This is a genomic window from Streptomyces sp. NPDC052042 (assembly GCF_044548345.1).
GTDB lineage: Bacteria > Actinomycetota > Actinomycetes > Streptomycetales > Streptomycetaceae > Streptomyces.
The window spans coordinates 193053-217058 of sequence record NZ_JBIUBU010000011.1; the positions used below are offsets into that span (position 1 = coordinate 193053).

The 24006-nt window shown below is 70.3% G+C and carries 18 protein-coding genes; 8 read left to right on the top strand and 10 right to left on the bottom strand.

Annotation, left to right across the window (positions count from 1 at the left end; translation table 11 throughout):
* Window positions 1-43: 43 nt before the first annotated feature.
* The 4 genes from prcB to arc all read right to left on the bottom strand — a co-directional run bounded on the left by prcB (window position 44) and on the right by arc (window position 4970).
* Entirely contained in the window at window positions 44-889 is an 846-nt protein-coding gene (gene prcB, locus ACIHCL_RS20150) for a proteasome subunit beta (protein ID WP_399863573.1), read from the bottom strand.
* 244 nt (window positions 890-1133) lie between these two features.
* Window positions 1134-1352 carry a ubiquitin-like protein Pup gene (locus tag ACIHCL_RS20155; protein WP_399863575.1) on the bottom strand — a complete coding sequence of 73 codons (219 nt, stop codon included), beginning with the start codon at window positions 1350-1352 and terminating at the stop codon, window positions 1134-1136.
* A 120-nt stretch (window positions 1353-1472) separates the two neighbouring features.
* Complete coding sequence (gene dop, locus ACIHCL_RS20160) at window positions 1473-2984, bottom strand: depupylase/deamidase Dop (protein WP_399863577.1); 1512 nt, start codon at window positions 2982-2984, stop codon at window positions 1473-1475.
* A gap of 219 nt (window positions 2985-3203) precedes the next feature.
* Complete coding sequence (gene arc / locus ACIHCL_RS20165; RefSeq protein WP_399863579.1) at window positions 3204-4970, bottom strand: proteasome ATPase; 1767 nt, start codon at window positions 4968-4970, stop codon at window positions 3204-3206.
* 219 nt (window positions 4971-5189) lie between these two features.
* On the opposite strand from arc, the gene ACIHCL_RS20170 reads away from it, so the two are divergent.
* Window positions 5190-5534 carry a ferredoxin gene (locus ACIHCL_RS20170; protein ID WP_399863582.1) on the top strand — a complete coding sequence of 115 codons (345 nt, stop codon included), beginning with the start codon at window positions 5190-5192 and terminating at the stop codon, window positions 5532-5534.
* A 59-nt stretch (window positions 5535-5593) separates the two neighbouring features.
* On the opposite strand, the gene ACIHCL_RS20175 is transcribed toward ACIHCL_RS20170, so the two are convergent.
* From ACIHCL_RS20175 to ACIHCL_RS20185, 3 genes are all read right to left on the bottom strand, one after another.
* On the bottom strand, window positions 5594-6166 hold the full coding sequence (locus ACIHCL_RS20175) for a hypothetical protein (RefSeq protein ID WP_399863585.1): 573 nt from the start codon (window positions 6164-6166) through the stop codon (window positions 5594-5596).
* Window positions 6167-6423: 257 nt separating this feature from the next.
* Window positions 6424-7332, bottom strand: a complete 909-nt coding sequence (locus ACIHCL_RS20180) for a tRNA (adenine-N1)-methyltransferase (RefSeq protein WP_399863587.1) — start codon at window positions 7330-7332, stop codon at window positions 6424-6426.
* A gap of 114 nt (window positions 7333-7446) precedes the next feature.
* Window positions 7447-8697 (bottom strand): site-2 protease family protein, encoded by a 1251-nt coding sequence (locus ACIHCL_RS20185; protein ID WP_399863727.1) that lies wholly within the window; start codon window positions 8695-8697, stop codon window positions 7447-7449.
* 105 nt (window positions 8698-8802) lie between these two features.
* Between ACIHCL_RS20185 and ACIHCL_RS20190 the strand changes: the two genes are divergently transcribed.
* Complete coding sequence (locus ACIHCL_RS20190) at window positions 8803-9708, top strand: RecB family exonuclease (RefSeq protein ID WP_399863589.1); 906 nt, start codon at window positions 8803-8805, stop codon at window positions 9706-9708.
* Window positions 9709-9787: 79 nt separating this feature from the next.
* Window positions 9788-10459 (top strand): response regulator, encoded by a 672-nt coding sequence (locus tag ACIHCL_RS20195; protein WP_399863593.1) that lies wholly within the window; start codon window positions 9788-9790, stop codon window positions 10457-10459.
* Window positions 10460-10540: 81 nt separating this feature from the next.
* On the opposite strand, the gene ACIHCL_RS20200 is transcribed toward ACIHCL_RS20195, so the two are convergent.
* The 3 genes from ACIHCL_RS20200 to metH form a co-directional block, all read right to left on the bottom strand.
* A complete protein-coding gene (locus ACIHCL_RS20200; protein ID WP_399863595.1) occupies window positions 10541-12139 on the bottom strand; it encodes an ABC transporter substrate-binding protein in 1599 nt (532 codons plus the stop codon).
* A gap of 364 nt (window positions 12140-12503) precedes the next feature.
* The gene (locus tag ACIHCL_RS20205; protein ID WP_399863597.1) at window positions 12504-13196 is read right to left on the bottom strand and encodes an HAD family hydrolase; all 693 of its coding nucleotides are present in this window, start codon (window positions 13194-13196) and stop codon (window positions 12504-12506) included.
* Window positions 13197-13315: 119 nt separating this feature from the next.
* On the bottom strand, window positions 13316-16828 hold the full coding sequence (gene metH / locus ACIHCL_RS20210; protein ID WP_399863599.1) for a methionine synthase: 3513 nt from the start codon (window positions 16826-16828) through the stop codon (window positions 13316-13318).
* Window positions 16829-17062: 234 nt separating this feature from the next.
* On the opposite strand from metH, the gene ACIHCL_RS20215 reads away from it, so the two are divergent.
* The 5 genes from ACIHCL_RS20215 to ACIHCL_RS20235 all read left to right on the top strand — a co-directional run bounded on the left by ACIHCL_RS20215 (window position 17063) and on the right by ACIHCL_RS20235 (window position 23838).
* Entirely contained in the window at window positions 17063-17845 is a 783-nt protein-coding gene (locus ACIHCL_RS20215) for an IclR family transcriptional regulator (protein WP_399863728.1), read from the top strand.
* A 481-nt stretch (window positions 17846-18326) separates the two neighbouring features.
* Window positions 18327-19118 (top strand): MIP/aquaporin family protein, encoded by a 792-nt coding sequence (locus ACIHCL_RS20220; RefSeq protein WP_399863601.1) that lies wholly within the window; start codon window positions 18327-18329, stop codon window positions 19116-19118.
* A gap of 57 nt (window positions 19119-19175) precedes the next feature.
* The gene (gene glpK, locus ACIHCL_RS20225; RefSeq protein WP_399863603.1) at window positions 19176-20702 is read left to right on the top strand and encodes a glycerol kinase GlpK; all 1527 of its coding nucleotides are present in this window, start codon (window positions 19176-19178) and stop codon (window positions 20700-20702) included.
* A gap of 5 nt (window positions 20703-20707) precedes the next feature.
* The gene (locus tag ACIHCL_RS20230; protein ID WP_399863606.1) at window positions 20708-22318 is read left to right on the top strand and encodes an FAD-dependent oxidoreductase; all 1611 of its coding nucleotides are present in this window, start codon (window positions 20708-20710) and stop codon (window positions 22316-22318) included.
* Between the two features lie 446 nt (window positions 22319-22764).
* Complete coding sequence (locus tag ACIHCL_RS20235) at window positions 22765-23838, top strand: PAC2 family protein (protein ID WP_399863607.1); 1074 nt, start codon at window positions 22765-22767, stop codon at window positions 23836-23838.
* Window positions 23839-24006 lie beyond the last annotated feature (168 nt).

Consider the following 24006-nt stretch of genomic DNA (forward strand, 5'->3'; position numbering starts at 1 on the left):
TCTGTCAGTGACGAGAGTGTCGGGGAAGCGTCGGGAACGGCGGTCAGAGCAGCGCGGCGCGCGGGCCGTCGGGCTGCTCCATCCGGTGTTCCACGATCGAGCGGGCGATTTCGGAGGATTCCGCATCGGACAGCTTCCGGAAGCCCTCGTCGGTGATGACGGTGACGATCGGGTAGATCCGCCGGGCCATGTCGGGGCCGCCGGTCGCCGAGTCGTCGTCCGCGGCGTCGTACAGCGCCTGGACGACCAGGGTGAGGGCCTGCTGTTCCGTCAGGTCCTCGCGGTAGAGCTTCTTCAGCGAGCCGCGGGCGAAGATCGACCCGGAGCCGGTGGCCGCGTACCCGACCTCCTCGGAGCGGCCGCCGGTGACGTCGTACGAGAAGATCCGGCCCTTCTCGCGGTCGACGTCGTAGCCGGCGAAGAGCGGCACCACGGCCAGGCCCTGCATGGCCATCGCCAGATTGCCGCGGATCATCGTGGAGAGACGGTTCGCCTTGCCCTCCAGGGAGAGCTGGGTGCCCTCGACCTTCTCGAAGTGCTCCAGCTCCAGCTGGAAGAGCTTGACCATCTCGACGGCCAGCCCGGCCGTGCCGGCGATGCCCACCGCCGAGTACTCGTCGGCCGGGAAGACCTTCTCGATGTCGCGCTGGGCGATCATGTTGCCCATGGTCGCGCGCCGGTCGCCGGCCAGGACCACGCCGCCGGGGAACGTCGCGGCGATGATGGTCGTGCCGTGCGGCGCATCGAGGGCGCCCTGCACGGGCGGCAGGCTCCGGTTGCCGGGCAGCGTCTCGGGCGCGTGGGCGGACAGGAACTCCATGAACGAAGAGGACCCCGGCGTCAGGAAGGCAGCCGGTAGCCGCCCGGTGCTACGAGTGTTGGCTTCCACGCGTTTCCCTCCAGGTGTGCGACGGCCTGCGCACGGCGTCGGGAATCCTCCCCGACGTACCGGTGGCCGAACAGCAGTCGATGCGTTTTGTGCCACGGACCCTACCCGCCCCGCGGCGCTGATCCACAAGCAGCGGGAGGGCGGCCCGCACGACTCGCGGCGCCGTGAGCGACCGCGCGGTACGGGCCGAGCCGGCCCGTACCGCGCGCATCCTGATCCACTCCCCCGAGTCCACGGTCGTGAACTACTGTCCGCCCTTTTGCACGAAGGAGCGCACGAAGTCCTCCGCGTTCTCCTCCAGGACGTCGTCGATCTCGTCCAGAACCGAGTCGACGTCGTCGCTCAGCTTCTCCTGGCGCTCCTTGAGTTCGTCGGAGACCTGCGCGTCCTGCGCCTGCTCCTCGACCTCCTCCGTGGAACGCGTCGCCCGCTGCTGTCCGCCGCCGGTGTCCTTGGTCGCCATGTCGCTCACCCCGCTCGGTTCGAAGCACTTGATCAGACCCTACCCACGGGATCCCGCATCGGCCCGGTGATTACCGGGACGCCCGAGGTTCATTTCCATGATTCCCCGGTACCGGCCGTTTCAGCCGCCCGACAGGACCTGAACCAGCTCCTCCGCCGTGCGGCACCGGTCCAGGAGTTCCTTGACGTGGTCACGTGTGCCGCGCAGCGGCTCCAGGGTGGGCACACGCTGCAACGAGTCGTGACCCGGCAGGTCGAAGATGACCGAGTCCCAGGACGCCGCGGCCACGTCGTCGGCGAACTGCTCCAGGCAGCGGCCCCGGAAATAGGCCCTGGTGTCCTCCGGGGGCGCCGTACGCGCCTTCCGGACCGCGTCCTCGTCCAGCAGCCTCTTCATCTTCCCGCGGGCCACCAGGCGGTTGTACAGCCCCTTCTCGGCCCGCACGTCCGCGTACTGGAGATCCACCAGGTGCAGCCGGGCGGCGTCCCAGTCCAGGCCGTCGCGGCGCCGGTAGCCCTCCATCAGCTCCCGTTTGGCCACCCAGTCGAGCTCTCCGGACAGGCTCATCGGATCGTTCTCCAGCCGGCCCAGCACGTCCTCCCAGCGGACCAGCACGTCCTTGGTCTGTTCGTCGGCGTCCGCCCCGTAGCGGTCCTCGACGTACTTGCGGCCCAGCTCGAAGTACTCCATCTGGAGCTGCACCGCCGTGAGGGTCCGGCCGTTGCGCAGCGTGACCAGTTGCTTCAGCGACGCGTCGTGGGAGACCTGGTGGAGGGTGCGCACCGGCTGGTCGACGGCGAGGTCGACGCCGATGAAGCCGTCCTCGATCATGGAGAGGACCAGGGCGGTGGTGCCGAGCTTGAGGTAGGTCGAGATCTCCGACAGGTTCGCGTCACCGATGATCACATGGAGCCGGCGGTACTTCTCCGCGTCGGCGTGCGGTTCGTCGCGCGTGTTGATGATCGGCCGCTTGAGCGTGGTCTCCAGCCCGACCTCGACCTCGAAGTAGTCGGCGCGCTGGCTGAGCTGGAAACCGTGCTCATGGCCGTCCTGGCCGATGCCGACGCGCCCCGCCCCCGTGACCACCTGGCGCGAGACGAAGAACGGCGTCAGATGGCGCACGATGTCCGAGAAGGGGGTCTCCCGCCTCATCAGGTAGTTCTCGTGCGTGCCGTAGGAGGCGCCCTTGTTGTCGGTGTTGTTCTTGTAGAGGTGGATCGGCTGGGCGCCCGGAAGCTGCGCCGCACGCTCGGCCGCCTCGGCCATGATGCGCTCACCGGCCTTGTCCCACAGCACGGCGTCCCGCGGATTGGTGACCTCCGGGGCGCTGTACTCCGGATGCGCGTGGTCGACGTAGAGGCGCGCGCCGTTGGTGAGGATGACGTTGGCGAGGCCGATGTCCTCGTCGGTGAGCTGACTGGAGTCCGCGGCCTCGCGAGCCAGGTCGAAGCCCCGCGCGTCGCGCAGCGGATTCTCCTCCTCGAAGTCCCATCGGGCGCGCCGCGCCCGGTGCATCGCCGCCGCGTAGGCGTTGACGATCTGGGACGAGGTGAGCATGGCATTGGCATTGGGGTGGCCGGGGACGGAGATCCCGTACTCCGTCTCGATGCCCATTACTCGCCGTACGGTCATGCGGCCCTCCTTGCCAGGCGGCGCTCCCCCTCGGGGGGCGGCGCTCGCATACCGCTGCTGGTCCGGTGCCTGTGCGCGGTGCCCGTTCCCGCACTGCGCGACCCGGGTGGTATGCACGAGCCTAGAGCGACTCCGCACCGGTGGGGCGCCGTCGGGCGAGCTGTCCGGAAAGCGATCGGCTGCGGATGCCCGACCGGGCATCCGCAGCCGGTCCGTGCTCTAAAGGTACTGCCCGGTATTGGCCACTGTGTCGATGGAGCGACCGGTGTCCGCGCCCTGCTTTCCGGTGACGAGCGTGCGGATGAATACGATCCGCTCGCCCTTCTTGCCGGAGATACGGGCCCAGTCGTCCGGGTTGGTGGTGTTGGGCAGGTCCTCGTTCTCCTTGAATTCGTCCACGCACGCCTGGAGGAGATGGGAGACCCGCAGGCCCTTCTGGCCCTGCTCGAGGAATGCCTTGATGGCCATCTTCTTGGCCCGGTCGACAATGTTCTGGATCATCGCGCCGGAATTGAAGTCCTTGAAGTAGAGGACTTCCTTGTCGCCGTTGGCGTACGTGACTTCGAGGAAGCGGTTCTCCTCGGACTCCATGTACATCCGCTCGACGACGGACTGGATCATCGCCTGCGCAGCGACTTCCCTGGAACCGGAGTGCTCCGCGACGTCGTCCGCGTGCAGGGGCAGCGAGGGGGTGAGGTACTTCCCGAAGATGTCCTTCGCCGCCTCCGCGTCGGGGCGCTCGATCTTGATCTTCACGTCGAGTCGTCCGGGCCGCAGGATCGCGGGGTCGATCATGTCCTCGCGGTTGGAGGCGCCGATCACGATCACGTTCTCCAGGCCCTCGACACCGTCGATCTCGGCGAGCAGCTGCGGGACGATGGTGTTCTCCACGTCCGAGCTGACACCGGATCCCCGGGTACGGAAGAGGGATTCCATCTCGTCGAAGAAGACGATGACGGGTGTGCCGTCTCCCGCCTTCTCCCGGGCGCGCTGGAAGACCAGGCGGATGTGCCGCTCGGTCTCACCGACGTACTTGTTGAGGAGTTCTGGGCCCTTGATGTTGAGGAAGTAGCTCTTTCCGGCGGGCTGGCCGGTGACCTCGGCGACCTTCTTGGCGAGGGAGTTGGCGACCGCCTTCGCGATGAGCGTCTTGCCGCAGCCCGGCGGGCCGTAGAGCAGGATGCCCTTCGGCGGCCGCAGCTCGTGCTCCTTGAAGAGATCGGGGTACAGGTAGGGCAGTTCGACCGCGTCCCGGATCAGCTCGATCTGGTCGCCCAGGCCGCCGATGCGGCTGTAGTCGATGTCCGGCACCTCTTCGAGGACGAGTTCCTCGACCTCGCTCTTGGGGACCACTTCGTAGACGTAGCCGGACCTGGGGTCGAGCAGCAGGGCGTCGCCGGGGCGGATGGTGGTGTCCAGCAGCGGCTCGGCGAGCCGCACCACCCGTTCCTCGTCGGTGTGCCCGATGACCAGGGCCCGTTCGCCGTCCTCCAGGATCTCCTTGAGGGTGACGATGTCCCCGGCCCGCTCGAATTCCATGGCCTCGACCACGTTGAGCGCTTCGTTGAGCATGACTTCCTGGCCGCGCCGGAGTCCGTCGAGCTCGACACTGGGGCTGACGTTCACCCGGAGCTTCCGGCCCCCGGTGAAGATGTCGCAGGTACCGTCCTCGTTGCTCTGGAGAAACACGCCGAATCCGGCCGGCGGCTGCGCGAGCCGGTCGACTTCCTCCTTGAGGGCCACGATCTGGTCGCGGGCCTCGCGGAGCGTGTTGGCGAGCCGCTCGTTCTGTGCGGTCACGCCCGCCAGGTTGGTCTGCAACTCGACGATCCGCTCTTCGAGAATCCTCGTATGGCGCGGAGAGTCGGCGAGCTTACGTCGCAGGACGGCGATTTCCTGCTCGAGATAGGCGACCTGGCCGACCGGGTCTTCGGACCCCCGCCCGGCCCGGATGCCGCGGTTGATGTCGTCGTCGTGGGCTGCCACGGTCCTCACCTCCTCCAAGGGGAGCTGGACGCTTCCTGACCCTACCTGCGTGGGTGATGATTGAAACCCCTAGATCACAAAGACTGCGGGGCGTGTCCGATCTTCACCCTTGCGTTCCCCCTCGTCCCTGGGGAATACCCACCCTTCAACATCGGAAAGCGGCCGGTTGTATCGTCGGAGCGATCAACCCCCGTCGGGGCCGGCCACTTCTGTTTTGAAATGGTTCGGAAAAACAGGCGACGAACAGGAGAAACGACCGTGCAGCAGGACGCTCCGAGCGGCGACGACGCGCAGGATCTGGAGGTCTGGATCGACCAGGACCTCTGCACCGGGGACGGGATCTGCGCGCAGTACGCGCCCGAGGTGTTCGAGCTGGACATCGACGGTCTGGCGTATGTGAAGAGCGCCGACGACGAGCTGCTCCAGGACAGCGGGGCGACGACGCCCGTGCCGCTGCCGCTGCTCCGGGACGTCGTCGACTCGGCCAGGGAGTGCCCCGGCGAGTGCATTCACGTACGCCGTGTTTCGGACAAGGTCGAGGTGTACGGCCCCGAGGCCGCCTGACGATCCGTAGGGGCTTCCCACCTGATCTCCGGTGGGAAGGTCACGCCCCGGCGCCCCGGTCAGGCGCCGGCCGGGGCCGTACGGGCGCTGCGGACGAAGGCACCGCCCTGCCAGCGCCAGGTGACGTCCTCGCGCTCGTCGGGGCAGCAGCGGGGGACGTCCAGGGACGAGTAGCCGAACAGGGTGGCGGAGACGGCTCCGTCCCTCACCTCGAGATCGCCGACGCTCATCCGCTGGGCGGGGTCCACCAGGGTCGCCACGACCCTGGGCGCGGCCCCGCTTCCCTGTGTGAGGACGTAGACGCCGCTGGGCGGGGTGCCGGAACCGGCCGCGCAGTGGACCACCGCCACGGTCTCGGGGCGGCCGTCCCCGTCCAGGTCGCCGGTGGCCTGCCGGGCGACGGTGTGCTCCTGGCCGCCGCAGTCCAGCGGGTACGTCACCCGACGTGGATCGGGTGCGGCGGGAGCCGGTCCCTGCCCCGTCGTGGTCCGGTGGGTCGACGCGGAGGCCGCGGGTTCCGGCTGGAGCATGCCCGCGACGGCGACGACCGCGGCCAGGGCAGCCGCGGTGGCGAGCCAGTGCAGCGGCCTGGTGTCGGTGTGCGCGAGGTCCGGGAGCTCGGAGGTCTGCACGCGGGATGTCTCCTGTGGTTCCTGTGGACGAGGATGCCCTGGGGCGGGCCGCGGCCCTCGGAGGAGGCGTCGCGGTGGCGCGGGAGGTGGCCAGCATCGTGCCACACCGGATGGAGCGGGTGTAACGGTGGGGTCGGCGCGGACGACTGTCCGTACCGGAAACGAAGGGACGCCGCCGCCGGGTTCCCGTGTTCCGGGAACTCGGCGGCGGCGCCGGTGTGTTGCGCGGGCACGCCGCGCCGGGATGCGTGGAAGGCTCAGCCGCGCGAGGAGGAGCCGCTCTGGCTGCCGGGACCGTCATAGTCCTCGCCGTAGGCGCCCTTGGCGGGGCGACGGCGGCGCAGCGGGGGCTCCACGCCGTCGGCCAGGCGGCGGGCGGTGACGAGGAAGCCGGTGTGGCCGATCATGCGGTGGTCCGGGCGGACGGCCAGGCCCTCGACGTGCCAGTTGCGGATCATCGATTCCCAGGGCTGCGGTTCGGCGAAGCAGCCGCTCTCGCGGATCGACTCGACGGTCCGCGCGAGCTGGGTGGTGGTCGCGACGTACGCGCAGAGGATGCCGCCGGGCACCAGTGCCTTGGAGACGGCCTCCAGGCACTCCCAGGGGGCGAGCATGTCGAGGACGACCCGGTCGACGTCGGTGTCCGAGAGGTTGTCCTGGAGGTCGCCGACGGTGAGCTGCCAGGCGGGGTGGGGTTCGCCGAAGTAGCGTTCCACGTTCTGCCGGGCGATCTCGGCGAAGTCCTCGCGGCGCTCGTAGGAGTGCAGCATGCCCTGCTCGCCGATGGCACGGAGCAGGAAGGTGGACAGCGAGCCGGAGCCGACGCCGGCTTCCACGACGCGGGCGCCGGGGAAGATGTCGGCGAAGGCCAGGATCTGCCCCGCGTCCTTGGGGTAGACCACGGCGGCGCCGCGGGGCATGGACAGGACGTAGTCGGGGAGCAGGGGGCGCAACGCGAGGTAGGCGACGTTTCCCGTGGTCCGGACAACACTCCCCTCGGGGGCACCGATCAGCTCGTCGTGCGGGAAAGAACCCTTGTGGGTGTGGAAGTTCTTTCCGGCTTCGAGCGTGAAGGTGTAGTGGCGTCCCTTGGGATCGGTGAGCTGGACCTGGTCCCCGACCTTGAAGGGCCCGCGTCGGCGGGCGGCACCGGTCGGTTCAGACATGTGACCAGCGTACCGGTGTTTCACGATGCTCCTGCCGCGAGCCGGGGCGGGTGCGGTGGCACCGGGCGGGCCCGTGGCCGGAGGCTGCCGGACGCCCGGTGACCGGACGGCCTCTCAGACGGCGGGCCCGGCCAGGGCGGCGACGAACGCCCGCTCGACGTCGGCGGCGGACAGCACCCCATAGATCTCGCCGGTCTCCTCGACCACGAGGTACTCGGTGGCGGGGTTGGCCCTGAGCCGGTCCAGGAGTTCCTCGCCGACCAGTTCCGCGGAGATCTTCATGCCGTCGGTGAGGTCCTGCGAGAGTCCGCTCACCGCGACCCAGGGGCGGCGGTGCTGGGGGACGGAGACGATGGCCGACTCGCGGACGATGCCCATGGGTTCGCCGCGCCCGTCGACGACGACGAGCGCGCGGGCACCCGCCTCGTTGGCCCGGCGCAGGGCCTCGGACAGCGGAGTGTCCGCCTCCACGGGGACGGCGCGCCGGGTGAGGGTGCGGGCCCGCAGTTCGGGGAGGTGTTCGCGCAGCCGCGCCATGCGCAGGCTGTTGCCGGCCCCGGTCCAGATGATGGCGGCGAGGATGGCGGCGAGCAGGGCGTCGGTGATGGTGTCGGTGCCGCTGAGGTCGCGCGGTTCGTTCCCGAGGGCGCCGGTGTGGGTGAGCAGCGGCAGGCCGAAGAGGGTGACGACGGCGAGGACGCGGCCGACCCAGGCGGCGGCGACGGTGCCGCTCATCGGCCGGCCGGTGATCTTCCAGACGACGGCACGGAGCATGCGCCCGCCGTCCAGGGGCAGCCCGGGGAGCAGGTTGAAGGCGGCGACCAGGAGGTTGGAGATCATCAGGCCGGCGAGGACGACGCCGGGTACGGTGCCGGGCTCGACCAGGTTCATCCCGGCGTAGAAGAGGCCGGCGAGCACCAGGGAGAACAGCGGGCCGACGAAGGCGAGGACGAACTCCCGGCCGGGGGTCTCGGTCTCCTTCTCGATCTCGGAGACACCGCCGAAGAACTGGAGCTGGATCCGGCGGACCGGCAGCCCGTAGTGCAGCGCCACGACCGTGTGGGCGAGCTCGTGGACGAGTACGGAGGCGTAGAAGGCGATCGCGAAGAAGAGGGAGACCAGGTAACGGGCCGCGCCGAGGTCGGGCAGCACCTGTTCGAGCTGGCCGCCGAAGACCCAGGTGATCAGCGCGGCCACGACGAACCAACTCGGCGCGACGTAGACCGGAACGCCGAAGAGGCGGCCCATGAGGAGGCCGCCTCCGGGTCCTTCGGGGCGCCGCGGTCCGTCCTTGTCCGTGCCGGGCCCGGGGGTCGGTCCCCCCGCGCCGGGGTGCGGGCGCCCGTTGTCGCCGCTCTCGTCCACGAGGTCCCTTCGGTCGGTTCCCTGTTTCACGATCATGCCCTGTCCCGGGCCGTGTGGTCGATGGTAAGCCGACGGATGTCGGTGGCGGGCCATAGGGTCGTGCGCATGACCTCCCTGCCGCAGCCGTCCCGGCCGCCCTCGTCCCTCTCACCGTCGCGGGCCGCCGATTTCATGCAGTGCCCCCTGCTGTACCGCTTCCGGGTCATCGACCGGCTGCCGGAGAAGCCGAGCGAGGCGGCCACCCGGGGCACGCTGGTGCACGCGGTCCTGGAGCGGCTCTTCGACGCCCCGGCGGCGGAGCGCACGGCCGGGCGGGCGACGGCGCTGATCCCCGCGCAGTGGGACCGGCTGCTGGAGTCGAGGCCGGAGTTGGCGGAGCTGTTCGCGGAGGATGCCGGGGGTGAACGGCTGGCGCGCTGGCTCTCGGAGGCGGAGCGGCTGGTGGAGCGGTGGTTCTCGTTGGAGGATCCGACGCGTCTGGAGCCCGCCGAGCGGGAGATGTTCGTCGAGACGGAGCTGGATTCGGGGCTGCGGCTGCGTGGGGTGATCGACCGGGTCGACGTGGCGCCGACGGGTGAGGTCCGGATCGTCGACTACAAGACGGGGAAGGCTCCGCGCCCGGAGTACGCGGAGGGCGCGCTGTTCCAGATGAAGTTCTACGCCCTGGTGGTCTGGCGGCTGAAGGGCGTGGTGCCGCGGCGGCTCCAGCTGGTCTACCTCGGCAGCGGGGACGTCGTGACGTACGACCCGGTGAGGGGCGATCTGGAGCGGGTCGAGCGGAAGCTGCTGGCCCTCTGGGAGGCGATCCGGGCCGCGACGGAGAGCGGCGAGTGGCGCCCCCGGCCGACGAAGCTCTGCGGCTGGTGCGACCACCAGGCGGTCTGCCCCGAATTCGGGGGGACTCCCCCAGTGTATCCGCTGGCGGTACGCCCGGCGGAGTCCGAACAGGATGTCCAGGGCAGAATGGACCCGGCCGACGCCCAGGCCGCGCCTTCGCACCAGCGGCGTTAGGCCGGAGCGGACGGCAGTTTTTGAAGACACGGCCTGCGAACCGCCGGGCCATGACCGTCGAGGGACCCTAGGAGACCTTGTGGCAATCCGCGTCCTGCTGGTCGACGACCAGCCGCTGCTGCGCACCGGCTTCCGGATGATCCTGGAGGCGGAGGGCGATATCGCGGTGGTGGGTGAGGCCGGTGACGGCCTCCAGGCTCTCGACCAGGTGCGGGCGCTCCAGCCCGATGTGGTGCTGATGGACATCCGTATGCCGCGCATGGACGGCGTGGAGGCGACGCGGCAGATCACCGGCCCGGACCGGGACGGTCCGGCGAAGGTGCTGGTGCTGACCACCTTCGACCTCGACGAGTACGTCGTGGAGGCGTTGCGCGCCGGTGCCAGCGGCTTCCTGCTGAAGGACGCTCCGGCCCATGAGCTGGTGCAGGCGATCCGCGTGGTCGCGGCGGGCGAGGCGATGCTCGCCCCGAGCATCACGCGCAGGCTGCTCGACAAGTACGCGGACCATCTGCCCTCGGGCGAGGAGCCCGTGCCGGACACGCTGCACACGCTGACCGACCGCGAGGTCGAGGTGCTGAAGCTGGTGGCGCGCGGGCTGTCGAACGCGGAGATCGCCGCGGACCTGTTCGTCAGCGAGACGACGGTCAAGACGCATGTCGGCCATGTGCTGACCAAGCTCGGTCTGCGCGACCGGGTCCAGGCGGCCGTGTACGCCTACGAGAGCGGTCTGGTGCGCCCCGGCGCCCAGTGACGCCGTACGCCCCGGCGCCGGCGAACGGCCGGGCCGGGCCGGGCTCGTGGGGCGGGAGCCGGGAGCGGGTGCCGCCCTGTCTCAGTCGGCGTCGCGGCCGAGCTCCCACAGTCGGATCTCGGCGGAGGGGTTGACCGCCCATTCGACGCCGGAGAGCCCCGTCCGGGACGCGGCGTACTGCTTGCCCTGCCAGATCGGCAGGATGGGCACGTCCTCGGCGACGATGTCCTGGATCCGCCGGAAGGTCTTCGCCGCGGCGCTGCGGTCGGTCTCGCGACGGGACTGCGGAATGAGGGTGTTCTGCGCCAGGGCCGACTGGTACGGCGAGTTCAGGAAGTTGTTCCGGCCGAGGAACGGTGCCGTGTAGTTGTCCGGGTCCGGGAAGTCGGGGAACCAGGCGAATCCGTAGACGGCGTAGTCGCCGCGCACCTGCGCGGGGCGGAACGCCGACCAGGGTGTGCCCTTGACGGCGACATCGAACAGTCCGGTGTCGTTGAGCTGCTGCCGCAGGGTCCTGAACTCGGCGGCGGTGCCGGAGCCGAAGTGGTCGGTGGTGTAGTGCAGGGTGAGCTTCACCGGGGTGTGGACGCCCGCCGCCCGCAGGATCGCCGCGGCCTTCGCGGTGCCGGGTTCGCCGTACTTGTTGTAGAAGGAATTGGTGTGCGTGGTGATGCCCGAGGGGATCAGCGAGTACAGCGGTTCGGCCGTGGTGCCGTAGACCTTGTCCGCGATCTCCCCCCGGTCGACGATCTGGGCCATGGCCTGGCGGACCGCCTTGTTCCGCACGACCGGGTCGTCGGTGTCGAAGCCGAGGTAGCGGATGGCGAGTCCGGGCATCTCGGTGAGCCTGACGTCGTCGTCGGGGTTGTCGAGCAGCCGCCGGGACTGCTCGGGCGACATGGTGCGGGTCATCATGTCGATCTTCTTGTCGTCGAACGCTTTCCCCATCGCCTCGGCGCCGGGGAAGAGATCCAGTTCAACCCGGTCGTTGCGGACGCGCAGATCGCCCTTGTAGCGGGGGTTTTTGGTGAAGAGGACCCTGACCACACGGTCGTTCTCGACCTGCGGCTTCATGGTGTACGGGCCGGAACCGTCCACCTGGAACCCGGTGCGCGGGGACTTCGGCGCGTACGCGGCCCGCGGCACGATGCCGGCGACCGGGGTGGCGAGCTTGTAGGGGAATGTGGCGTCCGGCGCGCGGAGGTGGAAGATGATCTCCCGCTCGCCCTGCGTCTCGACCGTGTCGATACCGGCCAGCAGGGCCACGGGGCCGTTGGGGGCGTTGATGCGGATGACGCGCTCGATGGAGTACTTCACGTCGTCTGGCGTGATGGGGGTGCCGTCGGCGAAGGTGAGGCCGGGGCGCAGTCTGCAGCGGTAGCTCTCGTTCTGGGTGTCCGTGAAGTCGCAGCTCTCTGCGGCCTCGGGCACCGGTGAGCCGCCGCCGCGCGGCACCTGCAGAAGAGACTGCACGGTCTGCCGGAGCACGTTCCACACGCCCGCGTCGTACCCGGTCGCGGGGTCGAACGGTGCGGGGTCGTCCTTGGTCGCGACGAACCGGTCGGTGGTGCCGACGACGATGGTGTCCCGGCCACCGCCGCCCTCGGGCCCCCCGCATGCGGCGATCACGGGCGCGAGTACGCACGCGATGGTCGGCAGCACCAGGGTCTTGCGGTTCATCTCGGTCGCTCTCCCTCGTCCGGGCATGGAGAGAGTGAGATTAGCGGGCCCCGGCGGCAGGCTTCGTTCACTGCCGCACGCTATGTGACCGGACGGTTATGGGAAATGTCGGCGAGCTACTTTCCCCGCTCCGCTTCCCTTTCCTCAGACAGGGATCAAACGGGATACTTCGGAGCGACAAATGGGGCACCAGGGATGATCTTAAGAGTTCTTCTCGCACATTCCGGTGATCAACCTCACGCCCCGGCCTTTTCTTCCGCGCTGTTCTTGCGGAGTTCTGTCACGCGAATGTGACAGGAAAAGCACGGAATCACGCCGGGTTTCTCGAACCTTTCACAGGAAATCCCAGGCGTGGTTCCGGCACTCAGACGACCAGGCCCCGGAGGAACGCGAGATCGACCTCCTCCAGCGAGCGCACGACCACCCGGCCGTTCGCGGGGGCGATGGGTGCGACGGACGGCACGGCGACCACCCGGCAGCCCGCGGCCTCCGCCGCCGCCACTCCGGTGGCGGTGTCCTCGATGACCGCGCACCGCCCGGGCTCGGCCCCGAAGCCGGAGGCAGCGGTCAGATAGGGCTCCGGATGCGGCTTGGTACGGGCGACCTCGTCGCCGGCGATGCTGAGGGCGAAGTGGTGCTGGCCCACCGATTCCAGCACCCGGTCGATGATCCGCCGGTGCGAGGCGGAGACCAGGGCGGTGGGCATGTCGTGCCGGGCCAGCTCCGTCAGCAGCCGCTTCGCGCCCGGCATCAGCGGTACGCCGCGGTCGAGGCGCTTCTCGAATCGGTCGTTGAGCAGCACGGTGAGCTCGGCGAGGGTGATGTCCGCGCCGGTCGCGTCCATGAGGTAACCCGCGCTGCGGGTCATCGGCCCGCCGACGACCACGTCGCGCCACGCCTCGTCGAGCTGGTGTCCCAGCTCGGCGAAGACCTCCACCTCGGCCTCCCACCAGAAGCCTTCGGTGTCGACGAGGGTCCCGTCCATGTCGAGCAGGACGGCCTGCAACGCGGCGCCTTCGGCCGTACGGGTCATGGACGCGGGGACCGTGCTGGTCATCCGGCACACCTTCCGTGAGGGACGAGAAGGCCGGTCACCGTTTCCCGTGGGAAGGGCGACCGGCCTTCACTGGACCGACCAGTGTACGGCGTGTCGTGCGACCGCGCGTTGAACGCCGTCTAACGCGCGTTGAAGTACTTCGCCTCCGGGTGGTGGATGACGATGGCGTCCGTGGACTGCTCCGGGTGCAGCTGGAACTCCTCCGAGAGGTGCACCCCGATCCGCTCCGGCCGCAGCAGCTCGGCGATCTTCGCCCGGTCCTCCAGGTCGGGGCAGGCCCCGTATCCCAGCGAGAAGCGGGCGCCCCGGTACTTCAGCGCGAACATGTCCTCCACCTCGGCCGGGTCCTCGCCGCCGAAGCCGAGCTCGGAGCGGACCCGGGCGTGCCAGTACTCGGCGAGGGCCTCGGCCAGCTGCACGGACAGGCCGTGCAGCTCCAGGTAGTCGCGGTAGGCGTTGGCCTCGAAGAGCTTGGCGGTCTCGCCGCCGATCCTCGAACCGACGGTGACCACCTGGAGACCGACCACGTCCGTCTCGCCGGACTCCTCGGGACGGAAGAAGTCCGCGAGGCAGAGGCGGCGGCCGCGGCGCTGGCGCGGGAAGGTGAAGCGGGTTCGCTCGGAGCCGTCCTCGTGGAGCAGGATCAGGTCGTCGCCCTTGGAGACGCACGGGAAGTAGCCGTAGACGACGGCGGCCTCCAGCAGGTTCTCGGTGTGGAGCTTGTCGAGCCAGCCGCGCAGATGCGGGCGGCCCTCGGTCTCCACCAGTTCCTCGTAGGTCGGCCCGTCGCCGGCCCGGGCCTGCTTGAGGCCCCACTGGCCCTTGAAGAGCGCGCCCTCGTCCAGCCAGGACGCGTACTCCTTGAGCTGGATGCCCTTGATCACCCGGGTGCCCCAGAACGGCGGCTCGGGGACCCGGTTGTCGACGGCGACGTCGGACCGGACGCCCTCTTCCGGTTCGTCGACCTCCAGGACGGCGGTGTCGCGCCTGGGCACCCGACGCTGCTTGAGCTCGGGGAGGGTCGCTCCGGGGACGCCTCGCTTGACCGCGACGAGTGCGTCCATCAGGCGCAGCCCCTCGAACGCGTCACGGGCGTAGCGGACCTCGCCCTCGTACAGCTCGTGCAGGTCCTGCTCGACGTAGGCCCGGGTGAGCGCCGCTCCGCCGAGGATCACCGGATACACGGCGGCCAGCTTGCGCTGGTTGAGCTCCTCCAGGTTCTCCTTCATGACCACGGTGGACTTGACCAGCAGCCCGGACATGCCGATGACGTCGGCCCGGTGCTCCTCGGCGGCCTCCAGGATCGCGGAGACGGGCTGCTTGATTCCGAGGTTGACGACGTTGAAGCCGTTGTTGGACAGGATGATGTCGACGAGGTTCTTGCCGATGTCGTGGACGTCGCCGCGCACGGTGGCCAGCACGATGGTGCCCTTGCCCTCGGCGTCGGACTTCTCCATGTGCGGCTCCAGGTGGGCCACCGCCGACTTCATGACCTCGGCGGACTGGAGCACGAACGGCAGCTGCATCTGGCCCGAGCCGAAGAGCTCGCCGACCACCTTCATGCCGTCGAGCAGGGTGTCGTTGACGATGTCGAGCGCGGGGCGGGTGAGCAGGGCCTCGTCGAGATCGGCCTCCAGGCCGTTCTTCTCGCCGTCGATGATGCGGCGCTTCAGCCGTTCGTCCAGCGGGAGTGCGGCCAGTTCCTCGGCCTTGCCCGCCTTCATCGACTTGGTGCTGACGCCCTCGAAGAGCTCCATGAGCCTCTGAAGGGGGTCGTAGCCCTCGGACCGGCGGTCGTGGATGAGGTCGAGGGCGACCTGCACCTGCTCCTCGTCGAGGCGCGCGATCGGCAGGATCTTGGAGGCGTGCACGATCGCGGAGTCGAGACCGGCCTTGACGCACTCGTCGAGGAAGACCGAGTTGAGGACGGTACGGGCGGCCGGGTTGAGGCCGAAGGAGATGTTGGACAGGCCGAGCGTGGTCTGCACCTCGGGGTGGCGCTTCTTGAGCTCGCGGATGGCGCCGATGGTGGCGATGCCGTCGCCCCGGCTCTCCTCCTGCCCGGTGCAGATGGTGAAGGTGAGGCAGTCGATGAGGATGTCCGACTCCCGGATGCCCCAGTTGCCGGTCAGGTCCGCGATCAGCCGCTCGGCGATGGCGACCTTGTGCTCGACGGTACGGGCCTGGCCCTCCTCGTCGATGGTCAGGGCGATCAGCGCGGCGCCGTGCTCGGCGGCCAGGGCCGCGACCTTCGCGAAGCGCGACTCGGGGCCGTCTCCGTCCTCGTAGTTGACCGAGTTGAGGACGGCCCGTCCGCCGAGCTTCTCCAGACCGGCGCGCAGCACCGGCACCTCGGTGGAGTCCAGCACGATCGGGAGGGTGGAGGCGGTGGCGAAACGTCCGGCCAGCTCCTCCATGTCGGCGACGCCGTCGCGGCCGACGTAGTCCACGCACAGGTCGAGCATGTGCGCGCCCTCGCGGATCTGGTCGCGCGCCATCTCCACGCAGTCGTCCCAGCGCCCTTCCAGCATCGCCTCGCGGAACTTCTTGGAACCGTTGGCGTTCGTGCGCTCGCCGATCGCCAGGTAGGAGGTGTCCTGGCGGAACGGGACGGCCTGGTACAGGGATGCGGCGCCCGGCTCGGGGCGGGGGTCGCGCGGGGCGAGGGCGGAGCCGCGGACGCGTTCGACGAGCTGGCGCAGGTGCTCCGGGGTGGTCCCGCAGCAGCCTCCCACCAGCGTGAGCCCGTACTCCTGGACGAACGTCTCCTGGGCGTCGGCCAGGCCCTCGGGACCGAGCGGGAAGTGCGCCCCGTCCTTGGTGAGTACCGGCAGACCGGCGTTGGGCATGCAGAGCAGGGGGATGCGGGAGTGCCGCGTGAGGTAGCGCAGGTGCTCGCTCATCTCGGCGGGGCCGGTGGAGCAGTTGAGGCCGATCATGTCGACGCCCAGCGGTTCCAGCGCGGTGAGCGCGGCGCCGATCTCGGAGCCCAGCAGCATGGTGCCGGTGGTCTCGAAGGCCAGGGAGACCAGGATCAGCAGGTCGCTTCCGGTCGCCTCCAGGGCGCGCCGGGCGCCCAGCACGGCGGCCTTGGTCTGCAGGAGGTCCTGCGTCGTCTCGATGATGAGCGCGTCCACACCGCCGGCGATCAGGCCCTCGGCGTTGCACTGGAAGCCGTCGCGCAGCGTGGTGTACGGGGCGTGGCCCAGGGTCGGCAGCTTGGTGCCGGGGCCAATGGAGCCGAGCACCCAGCGCTGCTGCCCGGTGGAGGCGGTGAACTCGTCGGCGACCTCGCGGGCGATGCGGGCGCCGGACTCGGAGAGCTCCTGGATGCGGTCGGCGACGTCGTACTCGCCCAGGGCGGAGGCGTTGGCCCCGAAGGTGTTCGTCTCCACGCAGTCCACGCCGACGGCGAAGTACTCCCGGTGCACGGAGGCCACGATGTCGGGGCGCGTGACGTTCAGGATCTCGTTGCAGCCTTCGAGGTCCTGGAAGTCCTCAAGCGTGGGGTCCTGCGCCTGGAGCATGGTGCCCATGGCACCGTCGGCCACCACCACGCGGGTGGCGAGCGCTTCGCGCAGGGCTGCTGCGCGTCGGCGGCTGTCGGCGGAAGGGGTCGGCAACGAGGCCATGGATGTACTCCCTGGAATGCGACGGCTGTCGGCTTTGCGTCTTCGGTGGAAGGCGCACCAGGCCAGCGTAGCCGGGAGGTGGCCGGGGTTGTCACTCCGTCCATGGAACGGACGGCATGCTGTGGCGGGGCGGTGTCCGGATCCAGTGGGTGCGAAGGGCTGCGGTGCGGTTTCCCTCCACGATCGAGCACTGGTCGGCATCGACCGATAGTGTTCAGCATTGTCGAACCACAGGTGGAGGAGTACGGCGCGATGGCGAAGAACATCCAGTCGCTTGAGCGAGCGGCGGCGATGCTGCGCCTGCTGGCGGGCGGCGAGCGGCGGCTGGGGCTGTCCGACATCGCCTCCTCGCTGGGCCTGGCCAAGGGGACCGCGCACGGCATTCTGCGCACGCTCCAGCACGAGGGCTTCGTCGAGCAGGACGCCGTGTCGGGCCGCTATCAGCTGGGCGCCGAGCTGCTGCGCCTGGGCAACAGCTATCTGGACGTCCACGAGCTGCGGGCCCGCGCGCTCGTCTGGACGGACGACCTGGCCCGCTCCAGCGGCGAGAGCGTCCACCTGGGGGTGCTGCACCAGCAGGGCGTCCTGGTCGTCCACCACGTCTTCCGGCCCGACGACAGCCGCCAGGTCCTGGAGGTCGGGGCCATGCAGCCGCTGCACTCCACGGCCCTGGGCAAGGTGCTCTCGGCGTACGACCCGGTGGCGCACACCGAGGCCGCGGAGGGCGAGCGGCGGTCCTTCACCCCGCGCACGGTCACGGACGCGGAGGAGTTCGAGTCGGTGCTCGACCTGGTCCGCGCCCGCGGCTGGGCAGCGGACGTGGAGGAGACGTGGGAGGGCGTGGCCGCGGTGGCCGCCCCGATCCACGACCGCCGGCGGATGCCGGTGGGCGCGGTGGCGGTGACGGGCGCGGTGGAGCGGGTCTGCGCGGACGGGGAGCTGCGGCCCGAGCTGATCGCGGCGGTACGGGACTGCGCGCGGGCGGTCTCCCGGGACCTGGGAGCCGGGCGCTTCTGACCGCTTCCCGCACGCGGCGGACCCGCGACCACGCCCGGCCCGCGCCGGGCGCCCCCGGCACGCGACAGCCGCCCCCGAAAAAACGGCGGCCGCCGCCGGCCCGCGCCGCCCCCGACGACCGCTCCCGGCCAACCCTCCGAGGGGCGTTCCGGTGCGTGCCGGGCGCCCCCGACGGCCGCCTCCCGGTGCACGGTGAGTGCCCCGGCGGGCGACTCCCGGCGTACGGCTCCCGTTCCCTGGCCGCCGTCCGTTCGAACGGACGGCGGCGCGGGTAACCGAGTTTTGCACCACAGAACTCTTGACGCCTGAATCACCTGAGGGAAGCATTGCCGTTCGCCGGTCGGCATTGTCGAACAGCTAACGGAAATTAACGTTAGGGTGTGACAGCGCCCCAGGCCGGAGAACGCCCTCGCACGAGGGCACGGACCACCGGAGGGACCCGGGGTTCGGCTTCCCTGGACCGAGGACAAAGGAGTCGCGGGTGTCCAGCTCCGACATCTTCATCGGCGAGACCATAGGAACCGCCGTGCTCATCCTGCTCGGCGGCGGTGTGTGCGCCGCCGTCACGCTCAAGCACTCCAAGGCGCGGAACGCCGGCTGGCTTGCGATCACCTTCGGGTGGGGTTTCGCCGTGCTGGCCGGCGCGTACCTGGCCGGGGGCGTGTCCGGCGCGCACCTCAACCCGGCGGTCACGATCGGGCTCGCGATCGAGGGCGGCACCCGGTGGAGCGACGTGCCGCTGTACATCGGCTCCCAGATGCTCGGCGCGATGATCGGCGCGGCCCTGGTCTGGCTCACGTACTACGGGCAGTTCCGGGCGCACATGACGGATCCGGAGATCGCGGGCGCCCGGTCGGGTGAAGAGGCCGTGGCCGACCCGGCCTCCGCCCCGAAAGCGGGCCCGGTACTGGGCATCTTCTCGACCGGTCCCGAGATCCGGCACGCGGTGCAGAACCTGGTCACCGAGATCATCGCCACCGTGGTGCTCGTCCTCGTGATCCTCACCGAGGGCCTCAACAACGACGGCAACGGCCTCGGAACGCTCGGCGCGCTGGTCACCGCCCTGCTCGTGGTCGGCATCGGCCTCTCGCTCGGCGGCCCGACCGGTTACGCGATCAATCCGGCGCGCGACCTCGGTCCGCGTATCGTTCACGCGCTGCTGCCACTGCCGAACAAAGGCGGTTCCGACTGGGGCTATGCGTGGATCCCCGTCGTCGGACCGCTCGTCGGCGGCGCGATCGCGGGCGGGCTCTACAACGTCGCCTTCGCCTGACGCATGACGTACAGAGTCCCCATCCCCCAAGACCACACAGACCTCCGGGAGCACACCGTGACCGACGCACACACCACCGGCCCGTTCATCGCGGCCATCGACCAGGGCACCACCTCCAGCCGCTGCATCGTCTTCGACCGGGACGGCCGGATCGTCTCCGTCGACCAGAAGGAACACGAGCAGATCTTCCCGAAGCCGGGCTGGGTCGAGCACGACGCCACCGAGATCTGGGAGAACGTGCAGGAGGTCGTCGCCGGAGCCGTCGTCAAGGCCGGCATCACCGCCGCCGATGTGAAGGCGATCGGCATCACCAACCAGCGCGAGACCACGCTGCTCTGGGACAGGATCACCGGTGAGCCCGTCCACAACGCCCTGGTCTGGCAGGACACCCGGACCGACGCGCTCTGCAAGGAGCTCGGCCGCAACGTGGGCCAGGACCGATTCCGCCGCGAGACCGGTCTGCCGCTCGCCTCGTACTTCGCGGGCCCCAAGGTTCGCTGGCTGCTGGACAACGTGGAGGGGCTGCGCGAGCGCGCCGAACGCGGCGACATCCTCTTCGGCACCATGGACTCCTGGGTCATCTGGAATCTGACCGGCGGCACGGACGGCGGCGTCCACGTCACCGACGCCACGAACGCCTCGCGCACCCTCCTGATGAACCTGCACACCCTGGCGTGGGACGAGAAGATCCTCTCCTCGATGGAGATCCCGGCGACGGTGCTGCCCGAGATCCGCTCCTCCTCCGAGGTGTACGGCACCGCGAAGGGCGGCGTCCTGGACGGGGTCCCGGTCGCCTCCGCGCTCGGCGACCAGCAGGCGGCCCTGTTCGGCCAGACCTGCTTCTCCGAGGGCGAGGCCAAGTCCACGTACGGCACCGGCACCTTCATGCTGATGAACACCGGTGAGCGGCCCGTCAACTCGTACAACGGACTGCTGACGACCGTCGGGTACCGGATCGGCGACGAGAGGCCGGTCTACGCCCTGGAGGGCTCCATCGCCGTCACCGGATCGCTCGTCCAGTGGATGCGCGACCAGATGGGCCTGATCAACTCGGCGGCCGAGATCGAGACCCTGGCCTCGTCGGTCGAGGACAACGGCGGCGCGTACTTCGTGCCCGCGTTCTCGGGCCTGTTCGCCCCGTACTGGCGCTCCGACGCCCGCGGCGTCATCGCCGGCCTGACCCGCTACGTCACCAAGGCGCACATCGCCCGTGCCGTGCTGGAGGCCACCGCCTGGCAGACCCGCGAGATCACCGACGCCATGACCAAGGACTCCGGGGTGGAGCTGGCCGCCCTCAAGGTCGACGGCGGCATGACTTCCAACAACCTGCTGATGCAGACGCTCGCCGACTTCCTGGACGCGCCCGTGGTGCGGCCCATGGTCGCCGAGACGACCTGCCTCGGCGCCGCCTACGCCGCCGGTCTCGCCGTCGGATTCTGGCCGGACACCGACGCCCTGCGCGCCAACTGGCGCCGGGCCGCCGAATGGACCCCTCGCATGGCCGCGGACGCCCGCGACCGCGAGTACAAGAACTGGCTCAAGGCCGTGGAGCGGACCATGGGCTGGATCGAACACGAGGAGTAAGCGACATGACCACCCTGCAGAGCGTCCCGGCCCTCGGGACACACCCGGCCTCCGGCTCCCTGCCGAGCCGCGCCGAGACTCGGGAGCAGTTGTCCGGGGCCGCGTACGACCTCCTGGTGATCGGTGGCGGCATCCTGGGCATCTCCACGGCCTGGCACGCCGCGCAGTCCGGGCTGCGGGTGGCCCTGGTGGACGCCGGCGACTTCGCCGGCGCCACCTCCTCCGCCTCCTCGAAGCTGCTCCACGGCGGTCTGCGCTATCTGCAGACCGGTGCGGTGAAGCTGGTCGCGGAGAACCACTTCGAGCGCCGTGCGGTGTCCCGTGAGGTGGCCCCGCACCTGTCGAACCCGCTCACCTTCTACCTGCCGGTGTACAAGGGCGGTCCGCACGGCGCGGCCAAGCTGGGCGCGGGTGTGTTCGCGTACTCGGCGCTGTCCGCGTTCGGCGACGGCGTCGGGCACGTGATCAGTCCGGCGAGGGCCCGTCGCGACGTGCCGGAGCTGCGCACGGACGGTCTGAAGGCCGTCGCGGTCTACGGCGACGACCAGATGAACGACGCCCGGATGGCGCTGATGACGGTCCGCGCGGCCGTCGACGCGGGTGCCGTGGTCCTCAACCACGCGGCGGTCACCGGGCTGCGGTTCACCCGCGGCCGGGTGACCGGCGCCGACCTCCAGGACCGCCTGGACGGCACGGAGTTCGGCGTCAGCGCCCGTCTCGTGCTGAACGCCACCGGGCCGTGGGTCGACCACCTGCGCAGGCTGGAGGACCCGAACGCGGCCCCGTCGGTGCGCCTGTCCAAGGGCGCGCACCTGGTGCTGAGGCGCACGCGTCCGTGGAACGCCGCACTGGCCACCCCGATCGACAAGTACCGCATCACGTTCGCCCTGCCGTGGGAGGACATGCTGCTCCTGGGCACCACGGACGAGGAGTACGAGGGCGATCCGGCGGACGTCGCCGTCAATGAGAAGGACGTCGCGCAGATCCTCGACGAGGCGGCGTTCTCCATCAGGGACCAGCAGTTGTCGCGCGACCTGATCACCTACTCCTTCGCGGGTCTTCGGGTGCTCCCCGGCGGGCCGGGCGACACGTCCAAGGCCAAGCGCGAGACGGTCGTGACGGAGGGCCGCGGCGGGATGCTGTCGGTCGCGGGCGGCAAGTGGACGACGTTCCGCCACATCGGCCGCACGGTGATGAACAAGCTGGCGGCGCTCCCGGGCCACCCCCTCGGCGGCGACATGGAGCCGATCTCGCGCCTGCCGAAGAAGCTCCCGCTGCCCGGCATCGCCAACCCGAACGCGGTGACCCACCGGCTGCTGGTCGACGGCGCCGCGCCCGGCCCCCGGATGGCGGCCGACACGGCACGGCACCTCGCCACGCACTACGGTTCGCTCGCCTTCGACATCGCGCGGCTGGCGAACGAGAACCCGGCGCTGGCCGAGCGTGTCCACCCGGACGCGCCGGAGATCTGGGCGCAGGTCGCCTACGCCCGGGACCACGAGTGGGCCGGGACGGCGGACGACGTGCTGCGCCGCCGGACGACGCTGACGATCCGGGGTCTGGCCACGGACGAGATCCGGGCGCGCGTGGAATCCCTGCTCGGCGAGCGGGGCTGACGGGACGCTCGCGGGAAGCGGACGGGGCGGCTCCCACGGCGGGACCGCCCCGTCCGCGTACCCCCGCCTCCGTCGGCCGCCCCCGTTTCCCCGGCCCTCCCCGCGCGTCCCTCTGATGCCCCGGCCCTCCCCGCGCGTCCCACCCCGACCCACCACCACACGCGTCCGTACACCCCGACCCACCACCACACGCGTCCGTACACTCCGGTCCGCACCAGGGGCAGCGGCAGTACCCCGGCGAAGACGACGGCGTCGCGCCGTCCTCGCCGGGGCGCGGCCCCTCGGCCCGGCGGTCCCGACCGGACGGGCCGAGCACCGTGTCGGAGCCGCCCGGTCCCGCGATCCATGACGGCGGGTTCACTCGGCTCTGTCCGAGGGCTGCGTCGGGAGTGGCCGGAAGCCGTAAGGTTGTTGCGTACTTGAGGGAACTTCGGAAGGAGGCCTGGGTGATCGAGCTCGAGGGGGTTCCCGAGCTGATCGACCCGGTCATGGTGGCCGCGTTCGAGGGATGGAACGACGCAGGTGACGCCGCCTCCACGGCGGTCGCGCACCTGGACCGGGAATGGAAGGGGGAGGTGTTCGCGGCGCTGGACGCCGAGGACTACTACGACTTCCAGGTCAACCGGCCGACGATCTGGCTGGACGGCGGGACGCGCAAGATCACTTGGCCCACCACCCGGCTCTCGGTGGTCCGTATCGGTGGGGAGAAGCCCCGCGACCTCGTCCTGGTCCGGGGCATCGAGCCGTCCATGCGCTGGCGCTCGTTCTGCAACGAATTGCTGGGCTTCGCCCATGAGCTGGGCGTGGAGATGGTGGTGATCCTGGGCGCGCTGCTCGGCGATGCCCCGCACACCCGCCCGGTCCCGGTCAGCGCGGTCACCTCCGACCCCGATCTGGCCCGGACCATGGACTTGGAGGAGACCAGGTACGAGGGCCCGACGGGCATCGTCGGCGTGCTCCAGGAGGCGTGCACCCACGCGGGCGTGCCCACGGTCAGTCTGTGGGCCGCGGTGCCGCACTACGTCTCGCAGCCGCCGAACCCGAAGGCCACCCTCTCGCTGCTCAACCGCCTGGAGGACCTCCTCAATCTGCGCATCCCGCTGGGCGAACTGCCCGAGGACGCGCGCGCCTGGCAGCTCGGCGTCGACCAGCTGGCCGCCGAGGACAGCGAGGTGGCGGAGTACGTCCAGACGCTGGAGGAGGCCCGGGACACCGCGGAACTCCCCGAGGCGAGCGGCGAGGCCATCGCCCGGGAGTTCGAACGCTATCTGCGCCGCCGGGACACCGGTCCGGGCCAGGGGCCCGGTGGACACGCGACGGAGAGCGGCGACGTCGCGTATCTGCGCGACACTTCAGGTGGCCGGAACCGCCCGCCGAAACCGCCGAGGCCGGAGGACGGCGGTGGAACGGCGCCCGGCGCCTCGCCCGCGAACGGCCCCGCCCGTTCCGAGGCCGCCGACGGCGGGGACGGGGACGACGGCGGGCCGCCGCACCCCCCGGAGGACTCTCCCGAGGAGTGACCCGCGGGGGCGCACCGGACGGCGGGCTCGCCGGACGGCGTACCGACGCGTGCCGGGCGCATCTCCCCGGCATGCGTCGGCGCGGAACGGAAGCACACCCGCGGGAGAACAGCCCACGCGCCGTGGGCGACAGAACGAACAACGAACCACCCGCACACGGGCGGAACG

Bases quoted from the DNA above. Each gene is read 5' to 3' on its own strand.
- ACIHCL_RS20155 (WP_399863575.1), bottom strand. From the start codon at position 1,352: ATGGCGACCAAGGACACCGGCGGCGGACAGCAGCGGGCGACGCGTTCC.
- dop (WP_399863577.1), bottom strand. From the start codon at position 2,984: ATGACCGTACGGCGAGTAATGGGCATCGAGACGGAGTACGGGATCTCC.
- ACIHCL_RS20170 (WP_399863582.1), top strand. From the start codon at position 5,190: ATGGTTCGGAAAAACAGGCGACGAACAGGAGAAACGACCGTGCAGCAG.
- ACIHCL_RS20180 (WP_399863587.1), bottom strand. From the start codon at position 7,332: ATGTCTGAACCGACCGGTGCCGCCCGCCGACGCGGGCCCTTCAAGGTC.
- ACIHCL_RS20190 (WP_399863589.1), top strand. From the start codon at position 8,803: ATGACCTCCCTGCCGCAGCCGTCCCGGCCGCCCTCGTCCCTCTCACCG.
- ACIHCL_RS20200 (WP_399863595.1), bottom strand. From the start codon at position 12,139: ATGAACCGCAAGACCCTGGTGCTGCCGACCATCGCGTGCGTACTCGCG.
- ACIHCL_RS20205 (WP_399863597.1), bottom strand. From the start codon at position 13,196: ATGACCAGCACGGTCCCCGCGTCCATGACCCGTACGGCCGAAGGCGCC.
- metH (WP_399863599.1), bottom strand. From the start codon at position 16,828: ATGGCCTCGTTGCCGACCCCTTCCGCCGACAGCCGCCGACGCGCAGCA.
- ACIHCL_RS20230 (WP_399863606.1), top strand. From the start codon at position 20,708: ATGACCACCCTGCAGAGCGTCCCGGCCCTCGGGACACACCCGGCCTCC.